The 22,023-nt window shown below is 60.4% G+C and carries 23 protein-coding genes; 22 read left to right on the forward strand and 1 reads right to left on the reverse strand.

Annotation, left to right across the window (positions count from 1 at the left end; all coding sequences use genetic code 11):
- The first annotated feature begins 29 nt into the window (after positions 1–29).
- The 21 genes from FGA82_RS23830 (at position 30) to FGA82_RS23930 (ending at position 18,751) form a co-directional block, all read left to right on the forward strand.
- Positions 30–1,223 carry a sensor histidine kinase gene (locus tag FGA82_RS23830; protein WP_171057352.1) on the forward strand — a complete coding sequence of 398 codons (1,194 nt, stop codon included), beginning with the start codon at positions 30–32 and terminating at the stop codon, positions 1,221–1,223.
- 5 nt (positions 1,224–1,228) lie between these two features.
- Entirely contained in the window at positions 1,229–2,620 is a 1,392-nt protein-coding gene (locus FGA82_RS23835) for a sigma-54-dependent transcriptional regulator (protein ID WP_141128981.1), read from the forward strand.
- Between the two features lie 128 nt (positions 2,621–2,748).
- Entirely contained in the window at positions 2,749–3,078 is a 330-nt protein-coding gene (fliE, locus tag FGA82_RS23840) for a flagellar hook-basal body complex protein FliE (protein ID WP_123452716.1), read from the forward strand.
- A 15-nt stretch (positions 3,079–3,093) separates the two neighbouring features.
- On the forward strand, positions 3,094–4,881 hold the full coding sequence (gene fliF, locus FGA82_RS23845; RefSeq protein ID WP_141128982.1) for a flagellar basal-body MS-ring/collar protein FliF: 1,788 nt from the start codon (positions 3,094–3,096) through the stop codon (positions 4,879–4,881).
- Positions 4,874–5,893: a flagellar motor switch protein FliG gene (gene fliG, locus FGA82_RS23850; RefSeq protein WP_007920042.1), complete on the forward strand. Its 1,020-nt coding sequence runs from the start codon at positions 4,874–4,876 to the stop codon at positions 5,891–5,893. The genes fliF and fliG overlap by 8 nt, the downstream gene beginning before the upstream one ends.
- Positions 5,894–5,897: 4 nt before the next feature.
- Entirely contained in the window at positions 5,898–6,704 is an 807-nt protein-coding gene (gene fliH, locus FGA82_RS23855; RefSeq protein WP_141128983.1) for a flagellar assembly protein FliH, read from the forward strand.
- Positions 6,694–8,052: a flagellar protein export ATPase FliI gene (fliI, locus tag FGA82_RS23860; RefSeq protein ID WP_141128984.1), complete on the forward strand. Its 1,359-nt coding sequence runs from the start codon at positions 6,694–6,696 to the stop codon at positions 8,050–8,052. Before fliH ends, fliI begins: the two co-directional genes overlap by 11 nt.
- Positions 8,053–8,058: 6 nt before the next feature.
- Complete coding sequence (gene fliJ / locus FGA82_RS23865; RefSeq protein ID WP_141128985.1) at positions 8,059–8,508, forward strand: flagellar export protein FliJ; 450 nt, start codon at positions 8,059–8,061, stop codon at positions 8,506–8,508.
- 159 nt (positions 8,509–8,667) lie between these two features.
- Positions 8,668–8,973, forward strand: coding sequence for an STAS domain-containing protein (locus tag FGA82_RS23870; RefSeq protein WP_141128986.1), 306 nt, complete (start codon positions 8,668–8,670; stop codon positions 8,971–8,973).
- Positions 8,974–8,978: 5 nt separating this feature from the next.
- On the forward strand, positions 8,979–10,682 hold the full coding sequence (locus FGA82_RS23875; RefSeq protein WP_141129010.1) for an ATP-binding SpoIIE family protein phosphatase: 1,704 nt from the start codon (positions 8,979–8,981) through the stop codon (positions 10,680–10,682).
- A 31-nt stretch (positions 10,683–10,713) separates the two neighbouring features.
- Positions 10,714–11,061, forward strand: a complete 348-nt coding sequence (locus tag FGA82_RS23880; RefSeq protein ID WP_141128987.1) for an Hpt domain-containing protein — start codon at positions 10,714–10,716, stop codon at positions 11,059–11,061.
- Between the two features lie 104 nt (positions 11,062–11,165).
- Positions 11,166–12,533, forward strand: coding sequence for a flagellar hook-length control protein FliK (locus tag FGA82_RS23885; RefSeq protein WP_141128988.1), 1,368 nt, complete (start codon positions 11,166–11,168; stop codon positions 12,531–12,533).
- Between the two features lie 443 nt (positions 12,534–12,976).
- On the forward strand, positions 12,977–13,480 hold the full coding sequence (gene fliL, locus FGA82_RS23890) for a flagellar basal body-associated protein FliL (protein WP_007920033.1): 504 nt from the start codon (positions 12,977–12,979) through the stop codon (positions 13,478–13,480).
- A gap of 9 nt (positions 13,481–13,489) precedes the next feature.
- On the forward strand, positions 13,490–14,458 hold the full coding sequence (fliM, locus tag FGA82_RS23895) for a flagellar motor switch protein FliM (RefSeq protein ID WP_038363850.1): 969 nt from the start codon (positions 13,490–13,492) through the stop codon (positions 14,456–14,458).
- Between the two features lie 57 nt (positions 14,459–14,515).
- Positions 14,516–14,965, forward strand: coding sequence for a flagellar motor switch protein FliN (gene fliN, locus FGA82_RS23900; RefSeq protein WP_007920031.1), 450 nt, complete (start codon positions 14,516–14,518; stop codon positions 14,963–14,965).
- Positions 14,966–15,418 carry a flagellar biosynthetic protein FliO gene (fliO, locus tag FGA82_RS23905; RefSeq protein WP_141128989.1) on the forward strand — a complete coding sequence of 151 codons (453 nt, stop codon included), beginning with the start codon at positions 14,966–14,968 and terminating at the stop codon, positions 15,416–15,418.
- Positions 15,418–16,176, forward strand: a complete 759-nt coding sequence (gene fliP, locus FGA82_RS23910; RefSeq protein WP_003222895.1) for a flagellar type III secretion system pore protein FliP — start codon at positions 15,418–15,420, stop codon at positions 16,174–16,176. The genes fliO and fliP overlap by 1 nt, the downstream gene beginning before the upstream one ends.
- Entirely contained in the window at positions 16,173–16,442 is a 270-nt protein-coding gene (fliQ, locus tag FGA82_RS23915; protein WP_007920026.1) for a flagellar biosynthesis protein FliQ, read from the forward strand. The genes fliP and fliQ overlap by 4 nt, the downstream gene beginning before the upstream one ends.
- Before the next feature lie 3 nt (positions 16,443–16,445).
- Entirely contained in the window at positions 16,446–17,231 is a 786-nt protein-coding gene (fliR, locus tag FGA82_RS23920; RefSeq protein WP_016984315.1) for a flagellar biosynthetic protein FliR, read from the forward strand.
- Positions 17,232–17,234: 3 nt separating this feature from the next.
- Positions 17,235–18,374, forward strand: coding sequence for a flagellar biosynthesis protein FlhB (flhB, locus tag FGA82_RS23925; RefSeq protein WP_141128990.1), 1,140 nt, complete (start codon positions 17,235–17,237; stop codon positions 18,372–18,374).
- Between the two features lie 140 nt (positions 18,375–18,514).
- Positions 18,515–18,751 (forward strand): hypothetical protein, encoded by a 237-nt coding sequence (locus tag FGA82_RS23930; RefSeq protein WP_141128991.1) that lies wholly within the window; start codon positions 18,515–18,517, stop codon positions 18,749–18,751.
- A 171-nt stretch (positions 18,752–18,922) separates the two neighbouring features.
- Here FGA82_RS23930 and FGA82_RS23935 read toward each other — a convergent pair whose 3' ends face one another.
- A complete protein-coding gene (locus FGA82_RS23935; RefSeq protein ID WP_102900463.1) occupies positions 18,923–19,282 on the reverse strand; it encodes a DUF6124 family protein in 360 nt (119 codons plus the stop codon).
- Positions 19,283–19,891: 609 nt separating this feature from the next.
- On the opposite strand from FGA82_RS23935, the gene flhA reads away from it, so the two are divergent.
- On the forward strand, positions 19,892–22,021 hold the full coding sequence (gene flhA, locus FGA82_RS23940) for a flagellar biosynthesis protein FlhA (RefSeq protein ID WP_064120994.1): 2,130 nt from the start codon (positions 19,892–19,894) through the stop codon (positions 22,019–22,021).
- Positions 22,022–22,023 lie beyond the last annotated feature (2 nt).

A 22,023-nucleotide genomic window follows, 5' to 3' on the forward strand; every position in this document is an offset into this window, starting at 1 on the left:
CAAGCGAGAAAACAATGCCCCACGCCCAGATGTCTTCTGCCTCCAGTCCCGAGGGGCAGCCGTCCTCCGTAGAGCAGGCAAGCCGGCAGGGCCTTGAGCAGGCTTTCGAGCTGTTCAGCCAAATGTCCAGCCAACTGACGGATTCCTACAGCATGCTTGAAGCGCGGGTAACCGAGCTCAAGGGTGAGTTGGCGGTGGTCAGCGCTCAGCGTATGCAGGAGCTGGCGGAAAAAGAACGCTTGGCCAACCGTCTGCAAAACCTTCTTGATCTGTTGCCCGGTGGCGTCATCGTTATCGACGGTCACGGCATGGTGCGCGAAGCCAATCCGGCCGCCATCGAACTGCTCGGTCTGCCGCTTGAGGGCGAGTTGTGGCGCCAGGTGATTGCGCGTTGCTTCGCCCCGCGTGAAGACGATGGTCATGAAATTTCCCTGAAAAACGGTCGGCGCCTGTCGATTGCTACCCGCTCGCTGGATGCCGAGCCGGGGCAATTGGTGCTGCTCAACGACCTGACAGAAACCCGTCATCTGCAAGATCAACTGGCGCGCCACGAGCGCCTGTCCTCGCTGGGGCGGATGGTTGCCTCTCTGGCGCATCAGATCCGCACGCCGTTGTCCGCCGCGTTGCTCTACGCCAGTCATTTGACTGAGCAGGAGTTGCCGGTGGCCACTCAGCAGCGTTTCGCCGGGCGTCTGAAAGAGCGCCTGCACGAGCTGGAGCACCAGGTGCGCGACATGCTGGTGTTCGCTCGCGGTGAATTGCCGCTGACCGATCGCCTCACCCCGAATGCCTTGATGCAAGCGCTGCAAGCGGCGGCGTTGACCCATGTGCAGGATTTGCCAATCCGCTGGCAGTGCGACAGTCATACCGGTGAATTGCTGTGCAATCGCGACACGCTGGTCGGCGCGCTGTTGAATCTGATCGAGAACGCGATTCAGGCCAGTGCCGGCGACGTCCGCCTGAAAGTCCATTGCTACACCCGCGACAACAGCCTGCGCTTGAGCGTCAGCGACAGTGGCAGCGGCATCGAGCCGGCGGTTCTGGCGCGGCTCGGCGAACCCTTTTTTACCACCAAAGTCACCGGCACCGGTCTGGGCCTGACCGTGGTCAAGGCAGTGGCCCGGGCGCATCAGGGAGAATTGCGCCTGCGTTCGCAAGTTGGGCGCGGCACGTGCGCGCAGGTGATTCTGCCGCTGTTTTCCGATGTACAGGGAGCTGAGTGAAAGACATGGGCATCAAGGTTTTGCTGGTCGAGGATGACCGCTCGTTGCGCGAGGCGCTGGCCGACACGTTGTTGCTGGCCGGCCACGATTACCACGCGGTCGGTAGCGCTGAGGATGCGCTGACGGCGGTGGCGCGCGAGGCGTTCAGTCTGGTGGTCAGCGACGTCAACATGCCCGGCATGGACGGTCATCAATTGCTTTCCCTGCTGCGTGCCCGCCAACCGCAATTACCGGTGCTGCTGATGACGGCGCACGGTGCAGTCGAGCGCGCGGTCGATGCGATGCGTCAAGGTGCGGCGGATTATCTGGTCAAACCGTTTGAGCCCAAGGCCTTGCTGGATCTGGTGGCGCGGCATGCGCTGGGCAGCATTGGCGCAAGCGATGGCGAAGGTCCGGTGGCAGTCGAGCCGGCCAGTGCGCAGTTGCTGGAACTGGCAGCACGGGTGGCACGCAGCGATTCCACAGTGTTGATCTCCGGCGAATCCGGCACCGGTAAAGAAGTGCTGGCGCGCTACATTCATCAGCAATCCCATCGCGCCAGCCAGCCGTTCATTGCGATCAACTGTGCGGCGATCCCTGACAACATGCTCGAAGCGACGTTGTTCGGTCACGAAAAGGGTTCGTTCACCGGCGCCATCGCGGCGCAGGCCGGTAAGTTCGAGCAGGCTGACGGCGGCACGCTGCTGCTCGACGAAATCTCCGAAATGCCCCTCGGCCTGCAAGCCAAACTGCTGCGCGTGTTGCAGGAGCGTGAGGTCGAGCGTGTTGGTGCGCGTAAACCGATTGCTCTGGATATACGCGTAGTCGCCACCACCAACCGTGATCTGGCCGGCGAAGTGGCGGCGGGGCGTTTCCGCGAGGACCTTTTTTACCGTCTGTCGGTTTTCCCCTTGGCTTGGCGTCCACTTCGCGAGCGCACTGCCGATATCCTGCCGCTGGCCGAAAGGTTGCTGGCCAAACACGTCAATAAAATGAAGCACGCGTCGGCGAAACTATCGCCTGACGCGCAAGCCTGCCTGACCGCTTACCCGTGGCCAGGCAACGTGCGTGAGCTGGATAACGCCATTCAGCGTGCGCTGATCCTGCAGCAGGGCGGTTTGATTCAGCCGCAGGATTTCTGTCTGGCCGGTCCTGTGACGTACACCGCGATGCCCGTCGCTGCGCCGGTTTCTGCGGTGATTCGTGAGGTGGAAATCGATGCAGATTCGGCCGGTGCTCTGGGCGATGACCTGCGCCGCCGGGAGTTTCAGATGATCATCGACACCCTGCGCGCCGAGCGTGGACGACGCAAGGAAGCTGCAGAAAAGCTCGGCATCAGCCCGCGCACCCTGCGCTACAAACTGGCGCAAATGCGTGATGCCGGAATGGACGTCGAAGGCTATCTGTTCGCCACCTGAGCTGTGCTGCAAAAAGTTGAAAACGCTTTTCTGAAAGGGGTGCCCATGAGCTGGCACCCTTGTTGCTAATACCTGTGTACCCGCCGAGTGAGTGTCAAAAAATTGCGGGCCGCCCAAGAGAGTAGACCATGAGCCAAGGTATTGAATTTAATCGGTTGATGACAGACATGAAGGCCATGAAGCTGGATGCCATGTCTGCACCGAAATCGACGACCGCTGTCCCTGAACTGGCGGGCAGCAGCTTTTCCGACATGCTCGGTCAGGCGATCAACAAGGTCAGCGATACCCAGCAGGCGTCGACTCAGTTGGCCAATGCATTCGAAGTGGGCAAAAGCGGCGTCGATCTGACGGACGTGATGATCGCTTCGCAAAAAGCCAGCGTGTCGTTCCAGGCTCTGACCCAGGTGCGCAACAAGCTGGTTCAGGCTTATCAAGACATCATGCAGATGCCGGTTTAAGGACGAGATTGAGTCATGGCAGAAGCAGTCGCCGATAACGTTCCGGCCAAGGCCACCCCGATAGACGGCAAACCGCCGCTGTTCGGCCTGTCCTTCCTGGAAAACCTCTCCGAGATGACCATGCTGCGTCAGGTGGGCCTGTTGGTCGGCCTGGCTGCGAGCGTGGCGATTGGCTTTGCCGTGGTGCTGTGGTCGCAGCAGCCGGATTACCGTCCGTTGTACGGCAGCCTTGCCGGCATGGACGCCAAGCAGGTCATGGACACCCTGGCCGCTGCCGACATTCCTTACAACGTCGAACCGAACTCCGGTGCCTTGCTGGTCAAGGCCGACGACCTGTCCCGTGCGCGGATGAAACTCGCTGCTGCTGGTGTCACTCCCAGCGACGGCAATATCGGTTTCGAAATCCTCGACAAGGAACAGGGTCTGGGCACCAGCCAGTTCATGGAAGCGACGCGCTATCGTCGCGGCCTCGAAGGTGAACTGGCGCGGACCATTTCCAGCCTGAACAACGTCAAAGGTGCCCGCGTGCACCTGGCGATTCCGAAAAGCTCGGTGTTCGTCCGTGACGAACGCAAGCCAAGTGCTTCGGTTCTGGTTGAGCTGTACTCCGGTCGTTCGCTGGAGCCGGGTCAGGTGATTGCGATCATCAACCTGGTCGCGACTTCCGTTCCCGAGCTGAGCAAATCGCAGATCACCGTCGTCGACCAGAAGGGCACCTTGCTCTCTGATCAGGCGGAAAACTCCGAAATGACCATGGCCGGCAAGCAGTTCGATTACAGCCGTCGCATGGAAAGCATGCTCACCCAGCGCGTGCACAACATTCTGCAACCGGTACTGGGCAACGACCGCTACAAGGCGGAAGTCTCGGCCGATATCGATTTCAATGCCGTCGAGTCGACTGCCGAGCAGTTCAACCCGGATCAACCGGCGTTGCGCAGCGAGCAGTCGGTCAACGAACAACGCACTGCCAGCAATGGCCCGCAAGGCGTGCCGGGTGCCCTGAGCAACCAGCCGCCAGCGCCTGCCTCGGCGCCGCAAACCACCGGTGGTGCCGCAGCGCCAGCCGCGATGGTGCAGCCAGGTCAGCCATTGGTTGACGCCAACGGTCAGCAGATCATGGACCCGGCCACCGGCCAGCCAATGCTCGCGCCGTACCCGGCCGACAAACGTCAACAATCGACCAAGAACTTCGAGCTCGACCGTTCCATCAGCCACACCAAACAGCAGCAGGGTCGCCTGAATCGTCTGTCGGTGTCGGTGGTGGTTGACGATCAGGTCAAGGTCAACGCGGCCAACGGTGAAACCACCCGCGCGCCGTGGAGCGCCGACGAATTGGCGCGCTTCACCCGTCTGGTGCAGGACGCCGTCGGTTTCGACGCCAGCCGTGGCGACAGCGTCAGCGTGATCAACATGCCGTTCTCCGCCGAGCGCGGCGAAGTGATTGCCGATATTCCGTTCTACTCCCAGCCATGGTTCTGGGACATCGTCAAACAAGTGCTGGGTGTGTTGTTCATCCTGGTGCTGGTGTTTGGTGTGCTGCGTCCGGTGCTCAACAACATCACCGGCGGCGGCAAAGGCAAGGAGCTGGCCGGTCTTGGCAGCGACGTGGAACTCGGCGGGATGGGCGGCCTGGACGGCGAACTTTCCAACGACCGCGTGAGCCTCGGTGGTCCGCAGAGCATTCTGTTGCCGAGCCCAAGTGAGGGTTATGACGCGCAACTGAATGCAATCAAGAGTCTGGTGGCCGAGGATCCGGGTCGCGTGGCTCAGGTCGTGAAAGAGTGGATTAACGCAGATGAGTGATAACCGAGCCGCAACCGTCAAACTGAACAAGGTCGACAAAGCCGCGATTCTGCTGCTGTCCCTGGGTTCGACCGATGCCGCGCAAGTGCTGCGCCACATGGGCCCGAAAGAGGTTCAGCGCGTCGGCGTGGCCATGGCGCAGATGGGCAACGTCCATCGCGAACAGGTCGAGCAGGTCATGAGCGAGTTCGTCGACATCGTCGGCGACCAGACCAGCCTCGGCGTCGGTTCCGACGACTACGTGCGCAAAATGCTCACTCAGGCATTGGGTGAAGACAAGGCCAACGGCCTGATCGACCGCATCCTGCTCGGTGGCAACACCAGCGGCCTCGACAGCCTGAAATGGATGGAGCCGCGCGCCGTTGCCGACGTGATCCGTTACGAACACCCGCAGATTCAGGCGATCGTGGTCGCGTACCTCGACCCGGATCAGGCCGGTGAAGTGCTCGGCAACTTCGACCACAAAGTGCGTCTGGACATCATCCTGCGCGTCTCGTCGTTGAACACCGTGCAGCCAGCAGCACTGAAAGAGCTCAACCAGATTCTCGAGAAACAGTTCTCCGGCAACTCGAATGCCTCGCGCACCACCCTGGGTGGCATCAAGCGTGCGGCGGACATCATGAACTTCCTCGACAGCTCGATCGAGGGCCAGCTCATGGACTCGATCCGCGAAGTCGACGAAGACCTGTCCGGTCAGATCGAAGACCTCATGTTCGTGTTCAACAACCTCGCTGATGTCGACGACCGTGGCATTCAGGCGTTGCTGCGAGAAGTGTCTTCCGACGTGCTGGTACTGGCCCTCAAGGGTTCCGACGAAGGCGTCAAAGAAAAGATCTTCAAAAACATGTCCAAACGTGCTGCCGAACTGTTGCGCGACGACCTCGAGGCCAAAGGCCCGGTACGCGTCAGCGACGTCGAAACGGCACAGAAAGAAATCCTCACCATTGCCCGTCGTATGGCCGAAGCTGGCGAAATCGTACTCGGTGGCAAAGGTGGCGAGGAAATGATCTAAGCCCATGGACAAGCACGACGACGATGTGACGGATCTGATCCGTGCCCGCGATGTCCGTGGTTTCGAATCCTGGGCCATGCCCAGCTTCGATCCGCCGAAGCCGGAACCCGAGCCAGAGCCGGAACCCGAACCGCCGGAAATGGAAGAAGTGCCGCTGGAAGAAGTCCAGCCACTGACCCTGGAAGAACTCGAAAGCATCCGTCAGGAGGCTTACAACGAGGGCTTCGGCATCGGCGAGAAAGAAGGCTTTCACAGCGCCACGCTCAAGGTCCGTCAGGAAGCTGAAGTGGCACTGGCGGCAAAACTTGCCAGCCTTGAGCAGCTGATGGCGAACCTGTTCGAACCTATCGCCGAGCAAGACACGCAGATCGAAAAGTCGCTGGTCGACCTCGTGCAACACGTCACCAAACAGGTGATCAAGCGCGAACTGGCCATCGATTCCAGCCAGATCGAACACGTCATGCGCGATGCGCTCAAACTGTTGCCGCTGGGCGTCGACAATGTGCGCCTGTACGTCAATCCGCAGGACTTCGAACAGGCCAAAGCCCTGCGCGAACGTCATGAGGAAACCTGGCGCATCGTCGAAGATGAATCGCTGCTGCCGGGCGGCTGCCGGGTTGAAACCGAGCACAGCCGCATCGATGCGAGCATTGAAACCCGCGTTACTCAGGTCATGGCCAAACTGTTCGATCAGTTGCACGAACAGGCTTTGCACCCGGCTGAAGCGGATCTGACTCTGGACATTCCAGAAGACGTAAAACCGGCGGCCATACCTGAAGAACCGCTCGCGGACGAACCCGATGCGCCTTGAACGCACCAGTTTCGCCAAGCGCCTGAGCAGTTATGCCGAGGCCGTTGAAATTGCCGGTGCGCCGATTCTTGAAGGTCGCCTGCTGCGCATGGTCGGCCTCACCCTCGAAGCCGAAGGCCTGCGCGCCGCCATGGGCACGCGTTGCCTGGTGATCAATGACGACAGCTATCACCCCTCGCAGGTGGAAGCGGAAGTCATGGGGTTTTCCGGCAGCAAAGTCTTTCTGATGCCGGTCGGCAGTGTCGCTGGTATCGCCCCTGGCGCCCGTGTGGTGCCACTGGCTGATACCGGGCGTTTGCCGATGGGCATGAGCATGCTCGGTCGCGTGCTTGACGGCGCCGGCCGTGCGCTGGATGGCAAGGGCGGCATGAAAGCCGAAGACTGGGTGCCGATGGACGGCCCGACGATCAACCCGCTCAACCGTGACCCGATCAGCGTGCCGCTGGATGTCGGTATCCGTTGCATCAACGGTTTGCTGACGGTCGGCCGTGGTCAGCGTTTGGGACTGTTCGCCGGTACCGGTGTTGGTAAGTCCGTACTGCTGGGCATGATGACCCGCTTCACCGAGGCCGACATTATCGTCGTCGGCCTGATCGGTGAGCGGGGGCGAGAAGTTAAGGAATTCATCGAACACATTCTCGGTGAAGAAGGCCTCAAGCGCTCTGTGGTGGTCGCTTCGCCGGCGGACGATGCGCCGTTGATGCGTCTGCGCGCGGCGATGTATTGCACGCGCATCGCCGAGTATTTCCGCGACAAGGGCAAGAACGTCCTGTTGCTGATGGATTCGCTGACACGTTTCGCTCAAGCCCAGCGGGAAATTGCTTTGGCCATCGGCGAGCCGCCGGCGACCAAGGGTTATCCGCCATCGGTGTTCGCCAAGTTGCCGAAACTGGTGGAGCGCGCTGGTAACGCGGAGAAGGGCGGTGGTTCGATTACCGCGTTCTATACCGTGTTGTCCGAAGGCGATGATCAGCAGGACCCGATTGCCGACTCGGCCCGAGGCGTACTCGACGGCCACATCGTGCTGTCCCGGCGCTTGGCTGAGGAGGGGCACTATCCGGCCATCGACATCGAAGCGTCGATCAGCCGGGTGATGCCGGCGGTGGTTTCGCCAGAGCACATGCAGCGCGCGCAGTACTTCAAGCAGTTGTGGTCGCGTTATCAGCAGAGTCGCGATCTGATCAGCGTCGGTGCCTACGTTGCCGGCGGCGACCGCGAGACCGATCTGGCGATTTCCCTGCAACCGCAGTTGGTCCGCTACCAGCGTCAGGGTCTCAACGACAAAATCAACATGGGTGAAAGCCAGGCCTACCTCGAGACCTTGTTCGCCCCGGCGGCGGGCGGGTAAACGGTCATGGCCTTCAGCCGCGCCGCACGCCTGGCACCGGTGGTGGACATGGCCGAACAGGCCGAGAAAACCGCCGTGCAACGGCTGGGCTATTTTCAGGGCCAGGTGAAGGTCGCTGAAAGCAAGCTTGCCGACCTCAATGCCTTCCGTCTGGACTACTCCGAGCAATGGATCGTGCGCGGCGCCACTGGCGTGAGCGGGCAATGGCTGCTCGGTTTTCAGGGCTTTCTGGCGCAACTCGACACCGCCGTCGATCAGCAGCGCCAGAGTCTGGTCTGGCACCAGAACAAGCTCGATAAGGCGCGTGAAGAATGGCAACAGGCGTTCGCCAAGGTCGAAGGTTTGCGCAAACTGGTGCAGCGTTATCGCGAAGAGGCGCAACGCCTTGAAGACAAGCGCGAGCAGAAGTTGCTCGACGAGTTGTCGCAGCGCTTGCCACGGCAGAATCCGTTTTAAAACAAAATCAAAAGATCGCAGCCTTCGGCAGCTCCTACAGGGGGATCAGTGTAGGAGCTACCGAAGGCTGCGATCTTTTGATCTGGCTTCTAACCTTGCTGCAACCCTGTGCAGGTGCTAAACCTTGTACAGGTTCGTCAATGACAAGGAAGCCAGTCAATGTCAGTCGTTACAGAAGTCTCTCCAGATGGTCAAAAACTGACGATCTCGGTCAAGGGGCGATTTGATTTCGGTCGTCATCAGGAATTTCGCGATTCCTATGAGCGACTCCAAAAGAAACCTGAGTCCATCGTGGTCGATCTGAAAGAGGCCACCTACCTCGACAGCTCCGCACTGGGCATGCTGCTCCTGCTGCGGGATCACGCCGGTGGCGATAACTCGGACGTGCGAGTAGTCAACAGCAGCTCCGACGTGAAAAAGATCCTCGCCATCTCCAATTTCGACAAGCTCTTCGACATCACTTGACGGCCATGCAGGCGCAAGAGCCGTTGACCATCCTGATCGCCGAAGACAGCGCCGCCGATCGTTTATTGCTGTCGACCATCGTCCGCCGCCAGGGTCACGAAGTCCTGACGGCGGCCAACGGTGCCGAAGCGGTCGAGCTGTTTCGCCGGCAGTTACCTGATCTGGTGCTGATGGACGCAATGATGCCGGTCATGGACGGCTTCGAAGCCGCGCGGCAGATCAAGGCGCTGGCGGGCGAGATGCTGGTGCCGATCATCTTTCTGACGTCGCTGACCGAAAGCGAAGCGCTGGCCCGTTGTCTGGAGGCCGGCGGCGACGACTTTCTGGCGAAGCCTTACAACCAGGTGATCCTCGCCGCCAAAATCAAGGCGATGGATCGCTTGCGCCGTTTGCAAGCGACCGTGCTGCAACAGCGCGACCTGATCGCTAAACATCATGATTACCTGCTCAACGAACAGCGCGTCGCCAAAGCGGTGTTCGATAAGGTTGCGCATTCCGGCTGCCTGAGTGCGCCTAACATCCGCTACCTGCAATCACCTTATGCGCTGTTCAACGGTGACCTGCTGCTGGCGGCCTACACGCCAGCGGGCGACATGCATGTGTTGCTGGGCGATTTCACCGGTCATGGTTTGCCGGCAGCGGTCGGGGCGATGCCCTTGGCCGAGGTGTTCTACGGCATGACCGCCAAGGGCTATGGTCTGGCTGAAACCCTGCGCGAGATGAACGCCAAGCTCAAGCGCATCCTGCCGGTGGACATGTTCTGCTGCGCCACGTTGCTGTGCCTGAGTTTTCAGCGACGCTCGGTCGAAGTGTGGAACGGCGGTATGCCTGACGGCTATCTGCATCGGATCGCCAGTGGTGAGCGTGTGCCGCTGGCGGCGCGGCATTTGCCGTTGGGCGTGCTGAGCGCGCAGGCGTTTGACGACTGTACGGAAGTGCATCCGATGGCCATCGGTGATCGTGTGTTCCTGTTGTCCGACGGGGTGATCGACACCAGCGATGCCAGCGATCAACTGTTCGGTGTCGAGCGTTTGCAGCAGGTGTTCGCCGCCAACCGCGAGCCGGATCGCTTGTTCGAGGACATCGAGCAGGCATTGCGCGATTTCCGCGGAGAGGCCCGTGACGACGTGAGCATGGTCGAGGTCAGCCTGCTCGAACCGGCGCATGTCAAGCCGTCGGCGCCGGTGTATTCCGACAGCGGCCAGTCGTGCCCGCTCGACTGGTCGGTGAGTTTCGAATTCCGTGGTACCACACTAAAACGTTTCAATCCTTTGCCGTACCTGTTGCAGTTGCTGCTTGAGGTGCATGGGTTGCGGGCGCAGAGTGGTGCTTTGTACAGCGTGCTTGCCGAGTTGTATTCCAATGCCCTGGAGCATGGCGTACTCGGTCTGGATTCCAGCCTCAAACGCGATGCGGCGGGTTTCGCTCGCTACTATCAGCAGCGCAACGATCGTCTGGAGGCGTTGCAGGATGGTTTCGTGCGCGTGCATTTGCAGGTGCAACCACGAGGCAAGGGCGGTTGTCTGGTGATTCGGGTTGAGGACAGTGGCAAGGGTTTCGATGTGGCGCGAGTCATGGAGCGGCCGCTGGACGGTGTCCGTTTGTCGGGACGCGGCGTTAGTCTGGTCCGGCAATTGGGGCATAACGCTAGCTGGTCGGACGAAGGTCGTAGTGCCCGCGTAGAGTTTTCCTGGGAGGTTGAGGCATAATTCGCGCAATTCTTGATCAAGGAGTGAACAAGTGGCTGACAAACATATTGATCGCGAGGCGCTGAGCGTACTGCGCGAAGTCATGGAGGAGGGTTATCCGGAGCTTCTGGATACCTTTCTGACGGATTCCGAAAGTCGCTTGGGCGAGTTGCAAAAAACAGCGGATGCCAAGGTGTTGTCGGAAGTTGCCCATAGTTTCAAGGGCAGCGCCAGCAACATGGGAGCTGTCCGCTTGGCGGCGCTCTGCCAGGAGCTCGAATCGGACGCCAAAGACAAGAGCCCGGCGGAAATAGTCAAACTGGTCGCTGAGATCAGTGGCGAATTTGCTGAAGTTCGCCCGGTTTACGAAAGCGAAAAACATCCCGCTCACACGCACTGATCCCGCCGTCCGGCGCTTTTCTCAAGCGCCGGACAAAACTGGCCCGGCACTTGCATTTATCTCCGCAACTGTACCTACGATTCCAGTGCAGCGGAGACCGTTTCATGCCTGCGACCCCCAACATCCTTCTTCAGAGTGCCGCTCAGGCCAAGGCGCAAGCCGCCTCGGCCAAAGCGTCGGCCATGGCCGTCGATACCGGGGATAAAGCCTCTAGCTTCGCCAAAGTGTTCGCCGATCAGGGGTCGAGCAAGCCTGTCGCCAGCGCTGACAATTCGCCCAAGTCGTCGCGTGACAAGGTCGCTGACAACAGCGGCAAAAAGGATCTCGGCAAGGATCAGTCTGCCGCTGCGCAACCGGCGGTTGCCGATAGCGGCAACGGCTTGCCTGCCGACAAAACCGCAGCGACCGATGACACCACCGCCAGCAGCGACGACGGCAAGGACACTTCCCAGACGCCAGTGGTGGATGCTGCGCCGGTTGACCCGACACTTGATCCGGCATTGGCCACGGCTGTGCAGCCTGTGGTGACGGCGCCTGTGGTGCCCGCTCCGGCTGTAACCCCTGCGCAGCCTGAAGCCGAAACTCCTGCGCTCGCCGCATTGCCGGGTATGGTCAAAGATCCGGCACCAGCCACCGGCAGCGATTTCGACCCTTCGGCCGATCCGCTCGACTCGATGCCGGCCGTGCGCATGGCGATGGAGCAGGGCGGGCACATTTCTGCCGCCAGTCAGGCGCAACCGAAGGCTTCGCCGGCTCAGGCTCAGGCCGACGGCGAATTGACTGCCGCCCAAAACTTCGCCGCCGGCATGGCGAGCATGCTCGACGTGCAAGCCGACAAGGACAGCACTAGCCAAGGTGGCGACAAAGCCTTCAGCGGCTTGATCGACGACGGCCTCAAAGATCTCAAGACAGCCACCAGCGATACGCGCGTGGACGACTTCGCCAACCGTCTGGCGGCACTGACTCAAGCCGCCACGCCTAAGACCGCGAACGCGGTGCCGGTGAATCAGCCGATCGCCATGCACCAGAGTGGCTGGACCGAAGAAGTGGTCAACCGCGTCATGTATCTGTCGAGCGCCAACCTGAAGGCGGCGGACATTCAGTTGCAACCAGCCGAACTGGGTCGTCTGGACATTCGCGTGAACATGGTCCCGGATCAACAGACCCAAGTGACCTTCATGAGTGCGCATCCAAGTGTGCGAGAAGCGCTGGACGGCCAGATGCATCGTCTGCGCGAGATGTTTAACCAGCAGGGCATGGGCCAGGTCGACGTCAATGTCTCCGACCAGAGCCGTGGCTGGCAGGGTCAGCAGGGTCAGGAACAGGCGCAGCAGGGCCAGAGTGGCCGCACCAGCGCTGCCGGCGGTCGCCTCGATTCGGCGGATGAAGAATTGGCGCCTGCCGCCATTGCTGAAACCGCTGCGCAAACCACCAGCGTGATCGGCAGCAGCGCGGTCGACTATTACGCCTGATCAAATCAAGAGCCCCTCACCCTAGCCCTCCCGAAACGTCGGACCGCCCGGAGGGAGAGGGGACTGATTGGGGGATGCTCGCGAAGTACGCCGACCGCACGCTTCGGCAGTGAATCCATAATCGACTCGGTGTATCAGGTCGATGTTTCACGACAGAACTCCTCACGCTAGCCCTCTCCCGGAGGGAGAGGGGACTGATTGGAGGATGCTTGCGAAGTACGCCGCCCGGATACTTCTGCTGTAAATCCATAATCGACTCGGTATTTCAGGTCGGCGTATCACGACAAAGCAACTCACCCCAGCCCTCTCCCTCCGGGAGAGGGCTGGGGTGAGGGTGCCTTTGACTTTAGCGTTGTCTCCACTACCACCGACACTTCTGGCATAACACTTGCTCTTGCCTTGGCGTGCGACTGTGAAAACCCGAATAGTGACGGATTATTGGCATGGCGAAGAGCGAAACAGCAGCAGTGAAAGACCCCGCAACCAAAGGCAAACTCAAGCTGATCATTGTGATCGTGCTGGCGTTGCTGTTGGCCATTGGTGCATCCGTGGGAGCGACCTGGTTCTTCATGCACAGTGCCCAGAGCAAACCTGCCGAGGCCGCTGATGCAGCGCCTGTCGGCAAACAACCGGCGATTTTCGAGCCGATGGCGCCAGCCTTCGTTGCCAACTACAACCAGAACGGCCGTCAGCGCTATATGCAGGTGAGCATCACCATGCTGGCGCGCAATCAGGCCGATCTGGAAGCGCTCAAAGTGCACATGCCGGTGATCCGCAACAACCTGGTGATGCTCTTCTCCGGTCAGGATTTCGCCACTTTGGCGACCCCGGTCGGCCAAGAGATGTTGCGCCAGAAGGCCACAGCCAGCGTCCAGGAAGTGGCGCAGAAAGAGCTGGGCAAAGTGGTGATCGAACAGTTGCTTTTCACTAATTTCGTACTGCAGTAGGAACACGACATGGCCGTGCAGGATCTGCTGTCCCAGGATGAAATCGACGCGCTGTTGCATGGCGTCGACGATGGTCTGGTACAGACCGATAACGCTGCCGAACCCGGCAGTGTCAAAAGCTACGACCTGACCAGCCAGGATCGCATCGTCCGTGGACGCATGCCGACTCTGGAAATGATCAACGAGCGTTTTGCCCGCTACACCCGCATCAGCATGTTCAACATGCTGCGCCGCTCGGCGGACGTTGCCGTCGGTGGCGTGCAGGTGATGAAGTTCGGCGAATACGTGCACTCGCTGTACGTACCGACCAGCCTCAACCTGGTCAAGATCAAACCGTTGCGCGGCACCGCGCTGTTCATCCTCGACGCCAAACTGGTGTTCAAACTGGTGGACAACTTCTTCGGCGGTGACGGCCGTCACGCCAAGATTGAAGGGCGTGAATTCACCCCGACCGAACTGCGTGTGGTGCGCATGGTGCTGGAGCAGGCCTTCGTCGATTTGAAGGAGGCCTGGCAGGCAATCATGGAAGTCAATTTCGAGTACATCAACTCGGAAGTGAACCCGGCCATGGCCAACATCGTCGGCCCGAGCGAAGCGATCGTGGTCTCCACCTTCCACATCGAACTCGATGGCGGTGGCGGCGATCTGCACGTGACCATGCCGTACTCGATGATCGAACCGGTGCGCGAAATGCTCGACGCCGGTTTCCAGTCCGACCTCGACGATCAGGACGAGCGCTGGGTCAATGCCCTGCGCCAGGACGTGCTCGATGTCGACGTGCCGATCGGTGCCACCGTCGCTCGCCGCCAGTTGAAGCTGCGCGACATCCTCCACATGCAGCCGGGGGATGTGATCCCGGTCGAGATGCCGGAAGAAATGATCATGCGCGCCAACGGCGTGCCGGCCTTCAAGGTCAAGATGGGCTCGCACAAAGGCAACCTCGCGTTGCAGGTAATCGAGCCGATCGAGCGACGCTGAAGCGGCGCTCCAACCCCCCAAGCATTTAACTGAATTTTTGCCCGCCGAGGACAAATGATGAACGACGATATGAACGCCCAGGACGACCAGGCACTGGCTGACGAATGGGCTGCGGCCCTGGAAGAAACCGGTGATGGTCAAGCTGACATCGACGCCCTGCTGGCCGCCGACGCAGCCAGCGGCTCGCGTCTGCCGATGGAAGAATTCGGCAGCGTGCCGAAGAACAACGATCCGGTGACCCTCGACGGCCCGAACCTGGACGTGATCCTCGACATCCCGGTCTCGATCTCGATGGAAGTGGGCAGCACCGACATCAACATCCGCAACCTGCTGCAACTCAACCAAGGGTCGGTGATCGAGCTTGACCGTCTGGCCGGTGAGCCGCTGGACGTGCTGGTCAACGGCACCTTGATCGCGCACGGAGAAGTGGTAGTGGTCAACGAAAAGTTCGGCATCCGCCTGACCGACGTGATCAGCCCAAGCGAACGCATCAAGAAGCTGCGCTGAGTGAAACGGTTTCTCTGGGCTTTGCTGGCATTGCCATTGAGCGTGCTGGCCGCCGAACCGTCGACCGCCACCACCGTGCCTGCCGCCACCGCGCCGATGGTCAGCAGCGGCGTGGCCGGGCAACTGACGCAACTGGTGTTCGGCCTGCTGCTGGTGCTGGGGTTGATCTTCTTCCTCGCCTGGCTGTTGCGCCGCGTGCAGCAGGCAGGTCCGGCCGGCAAGGGCCAGGTGATCGAGCTGATCGGTTCGCGCGCGCTCGGGCCGCGTGATCGGTTGATGCTGGTGCAGGTCGGCAATGAGCAGATTCTGCTCGGCCTGAGCCCCGGCACGATCACCGCGCTGCATGTGCTCAAGGAGCCGGTTGAAGTACCCAGTGCCAGTGAGAAAGCGACGCCGGAATTTGCCCAGCATCTGCTGAAGATTCTCGGCAAGGATCAGAAGGATAAGAAGTAATGGGTGCGTTACGCATCGTCTTGACGCTGGCCCTGATGCTGGCCGCGCCGCTGGCGTTCGCCGCCGATCCGTTGTCGATCCCGGCGATCACGCTGGGCACCAACGCCGATGGCGCGCAGGAGTATTCGGTCAGTCTGCAGATCCTGCTGATCATGACCGCCCTGAGCTTCATTCCGGCGGCCGTGATTCTGATGACCAGTTTCACCCGGATCATCATTGTCTTCTCGATCCTGCGTCAGGCCCTCGGCCTGCAACAGACGCCGTCGAACCAGATCCTCACCGGCATGGCGCTGTTTCTGACCATGTTCATCATGGCCCCGGTGTTCGACCGGGTGAACAACGATGCCCTGCAACCGTATCTGGCGGAAAAACTCACCGCTCAGCAAGCGGTAGAAAAAGCCCAGGTGCCGATCAAGGACTTCATGCTCGCCCAGACCCGCACCAGTGATCTGGAGCTGTTCATGCGTTTGTCCAAGCGCACCGACATCGCCACGCCGGATCAGGCACCGCTGACCATTCTGGTGCCCGCGTTCGTCACCTCCGAACTTAAAACCGCGTTCCAGATCGGCTTCATGATCTTCATTCCGTTCCTGATCATCGACCTCGTCGTGGCCAGTGTGCTGATGGCGATGGGTATGATGATGCTCTCGCCGCTGATCATCTCGCTGCCGTTCAAGATCATGCTGTTCGTGCTGGTGGATGGTTGGGCGCTGATCATCGGCACCCTGGCCAGCAGTTTCGGAGGTGTCTCGCCATGACGCCGGAAGTTGCGGTCGATATCTTTCGTGAAGCCCTTTGGCTGACCACATTGATGGTCGCGATTCTGGTGGTGCCGAGCCTGTTGGTCGGCTTGCTGGTGGCGATGTTCCAGGCTGCCACGCAGATCAACGAACAGACGTTGAGCTTCCTGCCGCGTCTGCTGGTGATGCTGGTGACGTTGATCGTCGCCGGCCCATGGATCGTGCAGACCTTCATGGAATACATCATTCAGTTGTACAAAAACATCCCGATGGTCATCGGCTAAGCCATGCAATCGCTGCTTCAGCTGACCGACACCCAGATCAGTTCCTGGGTGGCGTCGTTCATGTTGCCGCTGTTTCGCGTGGCGTCGATGCTGATGGTCATGCCGGTGTTCGGCACCACGCTGGTGTCACGGCGGATCCGCCTGTATTTCGCCGTGGCGATCACCGTGTGCATTGCCCCGAGCCTGCCGCCGATGCCGGCGGTCAGTCCGCTGGATCTGAGTGGCTTGATGTTGATTGCCGAACAGATCCTCGTCGGTGCGGTGCTCGGTTTTTCCCTGCAACTGTTTTTCCAGGCGTTTGCCGTGGCCGGGCAGATTGTCGCGATCCAGATGGGCATGGGTTTCGCCTCGATGGTCGATCCGGCTAACGGTGTGTCGGTGGCGGTGATCGGGCAGTTCTTCACCATGCTGGTGACGCTGTTGTTCCTGTCGATGAACGGCCACCTGGTGGTGTTCGAAGTGCTCACCGAAAGCTTCACCACGCTACCGGTCGGCAGCGGTCTGATGACTGCCCATTACTGGGAGCTGGCCGGCAAACTCGGCTGGGTCCTTGGTGCGGCGTTGCTGCTGGTATTGCCGGCGGTCACCGCGCTGCTGGTGGTCAACATCGCGTTTGGCGTGATGACCCGCGCGGCGCCACAACTGAACATTTTCTCCATCGGTTTTCCGCTGACCCTGGTGCTCGGGCTGTTCATCGTCTGGGTCGGTCTGGCGGACATTCTCAATCAGTACCAGCCGCTAGCCACCGAGGCCTTGCAGTTGTTACGCGAACTGGCACGGGCGCGCTGAGTCATGGCAGAGAGCGAAAGCGGTCAGGACAAAACAGAAGACCCCACGGACAAACGCAAAAAAGACTCCCGTGAGAAGGGCGAGATCGCCCGTTCCAAAGAACTCAATACCCTTGCCGTAATGATGGCCGGCGCCGGTGCGCTGCTGGTGTTTGGCGGCATGCTGGCCGAAGACCTGATGGAACTGATGCGCCTGAACTTCACGCTGTCGCGCGAAGTGATCATGGATCAGGGCTCCATGGGCGCATTTCTATTGCAGTCGGGCCAGATGGCGCTGCTGGCGATCCAGCCGATCATGATCACGCTGTTGCTCGCGGCGCTGATCGGGCCGATCTCTCTCGGCGGCTGGCTGTTCGCCGCAGGCTCCATGGCGCCCAAGTTCAGCCGGATGAACCCGGCGGCAGGCCTGAAGCGGATGTTCTCGTTCAAGGCTGTGGTCGAACTGCTCAAGGCCCTGGCCAAGTTCCTGATCACACTGGGTGTGGCGTTGGCAGTGTTGTCGGCGGACGTCGATGACTTTTTGCGTATCGCCCACGAGCCGCTGGAGATGGCGATTATCCACAGCGTCACGCTGGTCGGCTGGAGCACCTTGTGGCTGGCGTGCGGCCTGATCATCATCGCCGCCGTCGACGTGCCGGTACAACTCTGGGAAGCGCACAAGAAACTGCTGATGACCAAGCAGGAAGTGCGCGACGAGCACAAGGATCAGGAGGGTCGCCCGGAAGTCAAACAGCGCATCCGCCAGACCCAGCGCGAAATGTCCCAACGCCGCATGATGGCGGCGATTCCCGACGCCGACGTGGTCATCACCAACCCGACCCACTACGCCGTGGCACTCAAGTACGACTCGGAGAAGGGCGGCGCGCCGATGCTGATCGCCAAGGGCAGCGACTTCCTCGCGCTGAAAATCCGCGAAATCGCCGTGGCCAACAACGTCATGCTCCTCGAATCGCCGGGGCTGGCGCGCTCGATCTACTACTCCACTGAGCTCGACCAGGAAATCCCCGGTGGGCTGTATCTGGCGGTTGCGCAGGTCTTGGCCTACGTCTACCAGATCCGCCAGTACCGCGCGGGCAAGGGCAAGCGTCCGGATCCGCTCAAGGACGACTTGCCGATTCCGCCGGATCTGCGGCGTGATTCTTGACGGTGCTGTGCAGCCATTGGTCTGAGATCTCCCTTTACTGTCAACTCTGACAGGTGCGCTTCCCGTGATTTTGCAGTTTGATGCAAGGTGGCGCCGCCTACGTGGCGCGGTCAGGCGAGCGAGTGCAAGGGAGCACGACAATGAAAGGTATTTTCAGCAGTTATGACGAAAAAACCGGAAGGGGCACCATCACGCCGAAGCCCTCGGGACGATGTATTTCCTTTGCTGAGGCAACCGGTTTTTTTCTGACCGCCAAAGAATACCGATTCAGCATTCCATTGGCCGATGCCCGGCAGGCGAACGTCAAAGTGGGCGGCGAGGTCGAGTTCGAATTGCCCAAGAGCAAGAATGGAAAGGTAAAAATCCTTCGGTATTGAACAATCGATCGCAAAGCCGCTGAAACGGGGCGGCGGTTTTTTATGATCGTTCCCACGCGCAGCAAAGGAATGCAGCCCGGGACGCTCCGCGTCCCTTCCAAAGCCGAACGCGGAGCGTCCATTGAGGCATTCCCACGCAGGAGCGTGGGAACGATCATCGAGCGGGAGGCGCTACTGCGGCAACTCCAGATTATCCATCACCCGATTCACCGCCAGTTCCCCCAGCATGATCAGCTGCGCGATCCCCAACAGCGTCCTGCGCTGCGACGCCGGTATGAGATGGGCAAAGTCATGGGCGATGGTTCTGGCTGAGGCGAGGGTTTCGCTGGCATCGGCCAGCAGTTCCTCGTTTTTGAAGTCGGCGGTGACGGCGTACATCCGACGGGTTTTACGTGGCGGAGGCGTGGAGCCGGGTGGGCAGAGGTAGTGATCGAGGGCGCGGTCGGCGGCTTCGTGGAGTTTTTTTGAATCGAGGGATTCGTAGGGGGAAGTGGGGTCGGTTTCGGGTGGGTTTGGCGTTGGTTTGATCATCGGTAAAGCCTCTAGAGTAGTGAAGCTGCCACCGTTCGCTGCTAACGAAGGAGGTGGCGGCTGTACGCGGGTTAGCAGACCAGGACTCTAGAACCCGGCGCACCGAAGTGCCCCACGCAAAGCCGCCATAACTGCAACGGACTTTGTGCGTCTAGAGTTAATCCGGGCTGCTAAACCCGATCGCTGAAATAATCAGCGACCGACCCACAATAGAACCCGACCCCAAGGCGCACAAGCCGGCGGATTCTGGCTTGGCTGTAGGCAAAGGCGCAAGGATTTGTAGCCTCGAAGGCGTGTCTGAAGGTGTCTTTTAAACACCTGGGTTTAAAAGGCGATTTGCGCTGACTTCACCGGCCCCTTCGCGAGCAAGCTCGCTCCCACATCTGGAATGCAGTCCCCTGTAGGCCTTCGCCTGCTCGCGATGGGGCTTTTTCAGTCGATGGATTCGAACCAGACAGACCGCTATCGCGAGCAGGCTCACTCCTACAGGGGGCGTGTTCATTCCCTCGCTATTTCGTTCCTTGGCAAAAGTTGGAAAGCTTCTTGCAGTACCCGCCGTGAGCCCGCTCTGGGCGTCAAAAGTTTGCTTTAAAGGAACGGGGAAAACCGGTGGATCGCTCTCAGTTATTCAACACAGCTCGCACGAATGTTGCCGACCTCAGTCGAGGCAATCTGGGCGTGCCGTTGCTGTTGCTGGTGATGCTGGCGATGATGATGTTGCCGGTGCCGCCGTTCCTGCTCGACGTGTTTTTCACCTTCAACATTGCCCTGTCGATCGTCGTCCTGCTGGTCTGCGTGTACGCGCTGCGGCCGCTGGATTTCGCCGTGTTCCCGACGATTCTGCTGGTCGCGACGTTGTTGCGGCTGGCGTTGAACGTGGCCTCGACGCGGGTGGTGATGCTCCACGGTCAGGACGGCCACGCCGCCGCCGGTAAGGTGATTCAGGCCTTCGGTGAGGTGGTGATCGGCGGTAACTACGTGGTCGGTATCGTGGTCTTCGCGATCCTGATGATCATCAACTTCGTCGTGGTGACCAAGGGTGCCGGGCGGATTTCCGAGGTGAGCGCGCGTTTCACCCTCGATGCGATGCCCGGCAAACAAATGGCGATCGACGCCGACCTCAACGCCGGTCTGATCGACCAGAACCAGGCCAAGGCGCGCCGTCAGGAAGTCGCCCAAGAGGCTGAGTTCTACGGTTCGATGGACGGTGCCAGCAAGTTCGTCCGTGGTGACGCCATCGCTGGCCTGCTGATTCTGTTCATCAACCTCATCGGCGGCATGGCCGTCGGTATCTTCCAGCACAACATGAGCTTCGGTGATGCCGGCCGGGTTTACGCCTTGCTGACCATCGGTGACGGTTTAGTGGCGCAATTGCCATCACTGTTGTTATCGACAGCGGCGGCGATCATGGTGACCCGTGCTTCCGGTTCGGAAGACATGGGCAAGCAGATCAATCGCCAGATGTTCGCCTCGCCGAAAGCGCTGGCGGTGGCGGCTGGTTTGATGGCAGTCATGGGCCTGGTGCCGGGCATGCCGCATTTCTCGTTCCTGAGCATGGCCGCGCTGGCCGCTGGCGGCGCGTACCTGTTCTGGAAAAAACAGAATGTGGCCAAGGTCGTGGCGCTGGAAGAGGTCAAGCGTCAGCAGGATTTGCTGCCGTCGCCGGCCCGTGCCATGGAAACCAAGGAGCTGGGCTGGGACGACGTAACGCCAATCGACATGATCGGCCTGGAAGTCGGCTATCGCCTGATTCCGCTGGTGGATCGCAACCAGGGCGGGCAATTGCTGGCGCGGATCAAGGGCGTGCGCAAGAAGCTCTCGCAGGATCTGGGCTTCCTGATGCCGACCGTGCACATCCGCGACAACCTCGATCTGGCGCCGAGCGCTTATCGCCTGACCCTGATGGGCGTGATCCTCGCCGAAGCCGAGATCTATCCGGATCGCGAACTGGCGATCAACCCGGGCCAGGTCTACGGCACGCTCAACGGCATCAACGCCAAAGATCCGGCTTTCGGCCTGGAAGCGGTGTGGATCGAAATCAGCCAGCGTGCGCAGGCACAATCGCTCGGTTACACGGTGGTCGATGCCAGCACCGTGGTCGCGACGCACTTGAACCAGATTCTGTACAAGCACTCCAGCGAGCTGATCGGCCACGAAGAAGTGCAGCAACTCATGCAATTGCTGGCCAAAAGCTCGCCGAAACTGGCGGAAGAGCTGGTGCCGGGCGTGGTGTCGTTGTCGCAGTTGCTCAAAGTGCTGCAAGCGTTGCTCGCCGAACACGTGCCGGTGCGCGATATCCGCAGCATCGCCGAGGCCATCGCCAACAACGCCGCGAAGAGTCAAGATACCGCCGCGTTGGTGGCTGCTGTGCGGGTCGGCGTATCCCGTGCCATCGTCCAAAGCATTGTAGGCACTGAGTCCGAGCTGCCTGTGATCACCTTGGAACCAAGGTTGGAACAAATATTGCTCAATAGTCTGCAGAAGGCAGGACAAGGCTCTGAAGAGGGCGTTCTGCTGGAGCCAAGCATGGCCGAGAAGCTGCAGCGTTCGCTCATCGAAGCGGCGCAGCGTCAGGAAATGCAAGGTCAGCCGGTGATCCTTTTGGTCGCTGGCCCGATCCGCGCGATGCTCTCGCGCTTTGGCCGCCTCGCAGTCCCTGGATTGCATGTGCTGGCCTACCAGGAAATACCGGACAACAAGCAAGTGACCATCGTTGCGACAGTAGGGCCCAACGGCTGAGG

The sequence above is a fragment of the Pseudomonas fluorescens genome, from assembly GCF_005938625.1.
In the GTDB taxonomy this organism is placed as follows: domain Bacteria; phylum Pseudomonadota; class Gammaproteobacteria; order Pseudomonadales; family Pseudomonadaceae; genus Aquipseudomonas; species Aquipseudomonas fluorescens_BD.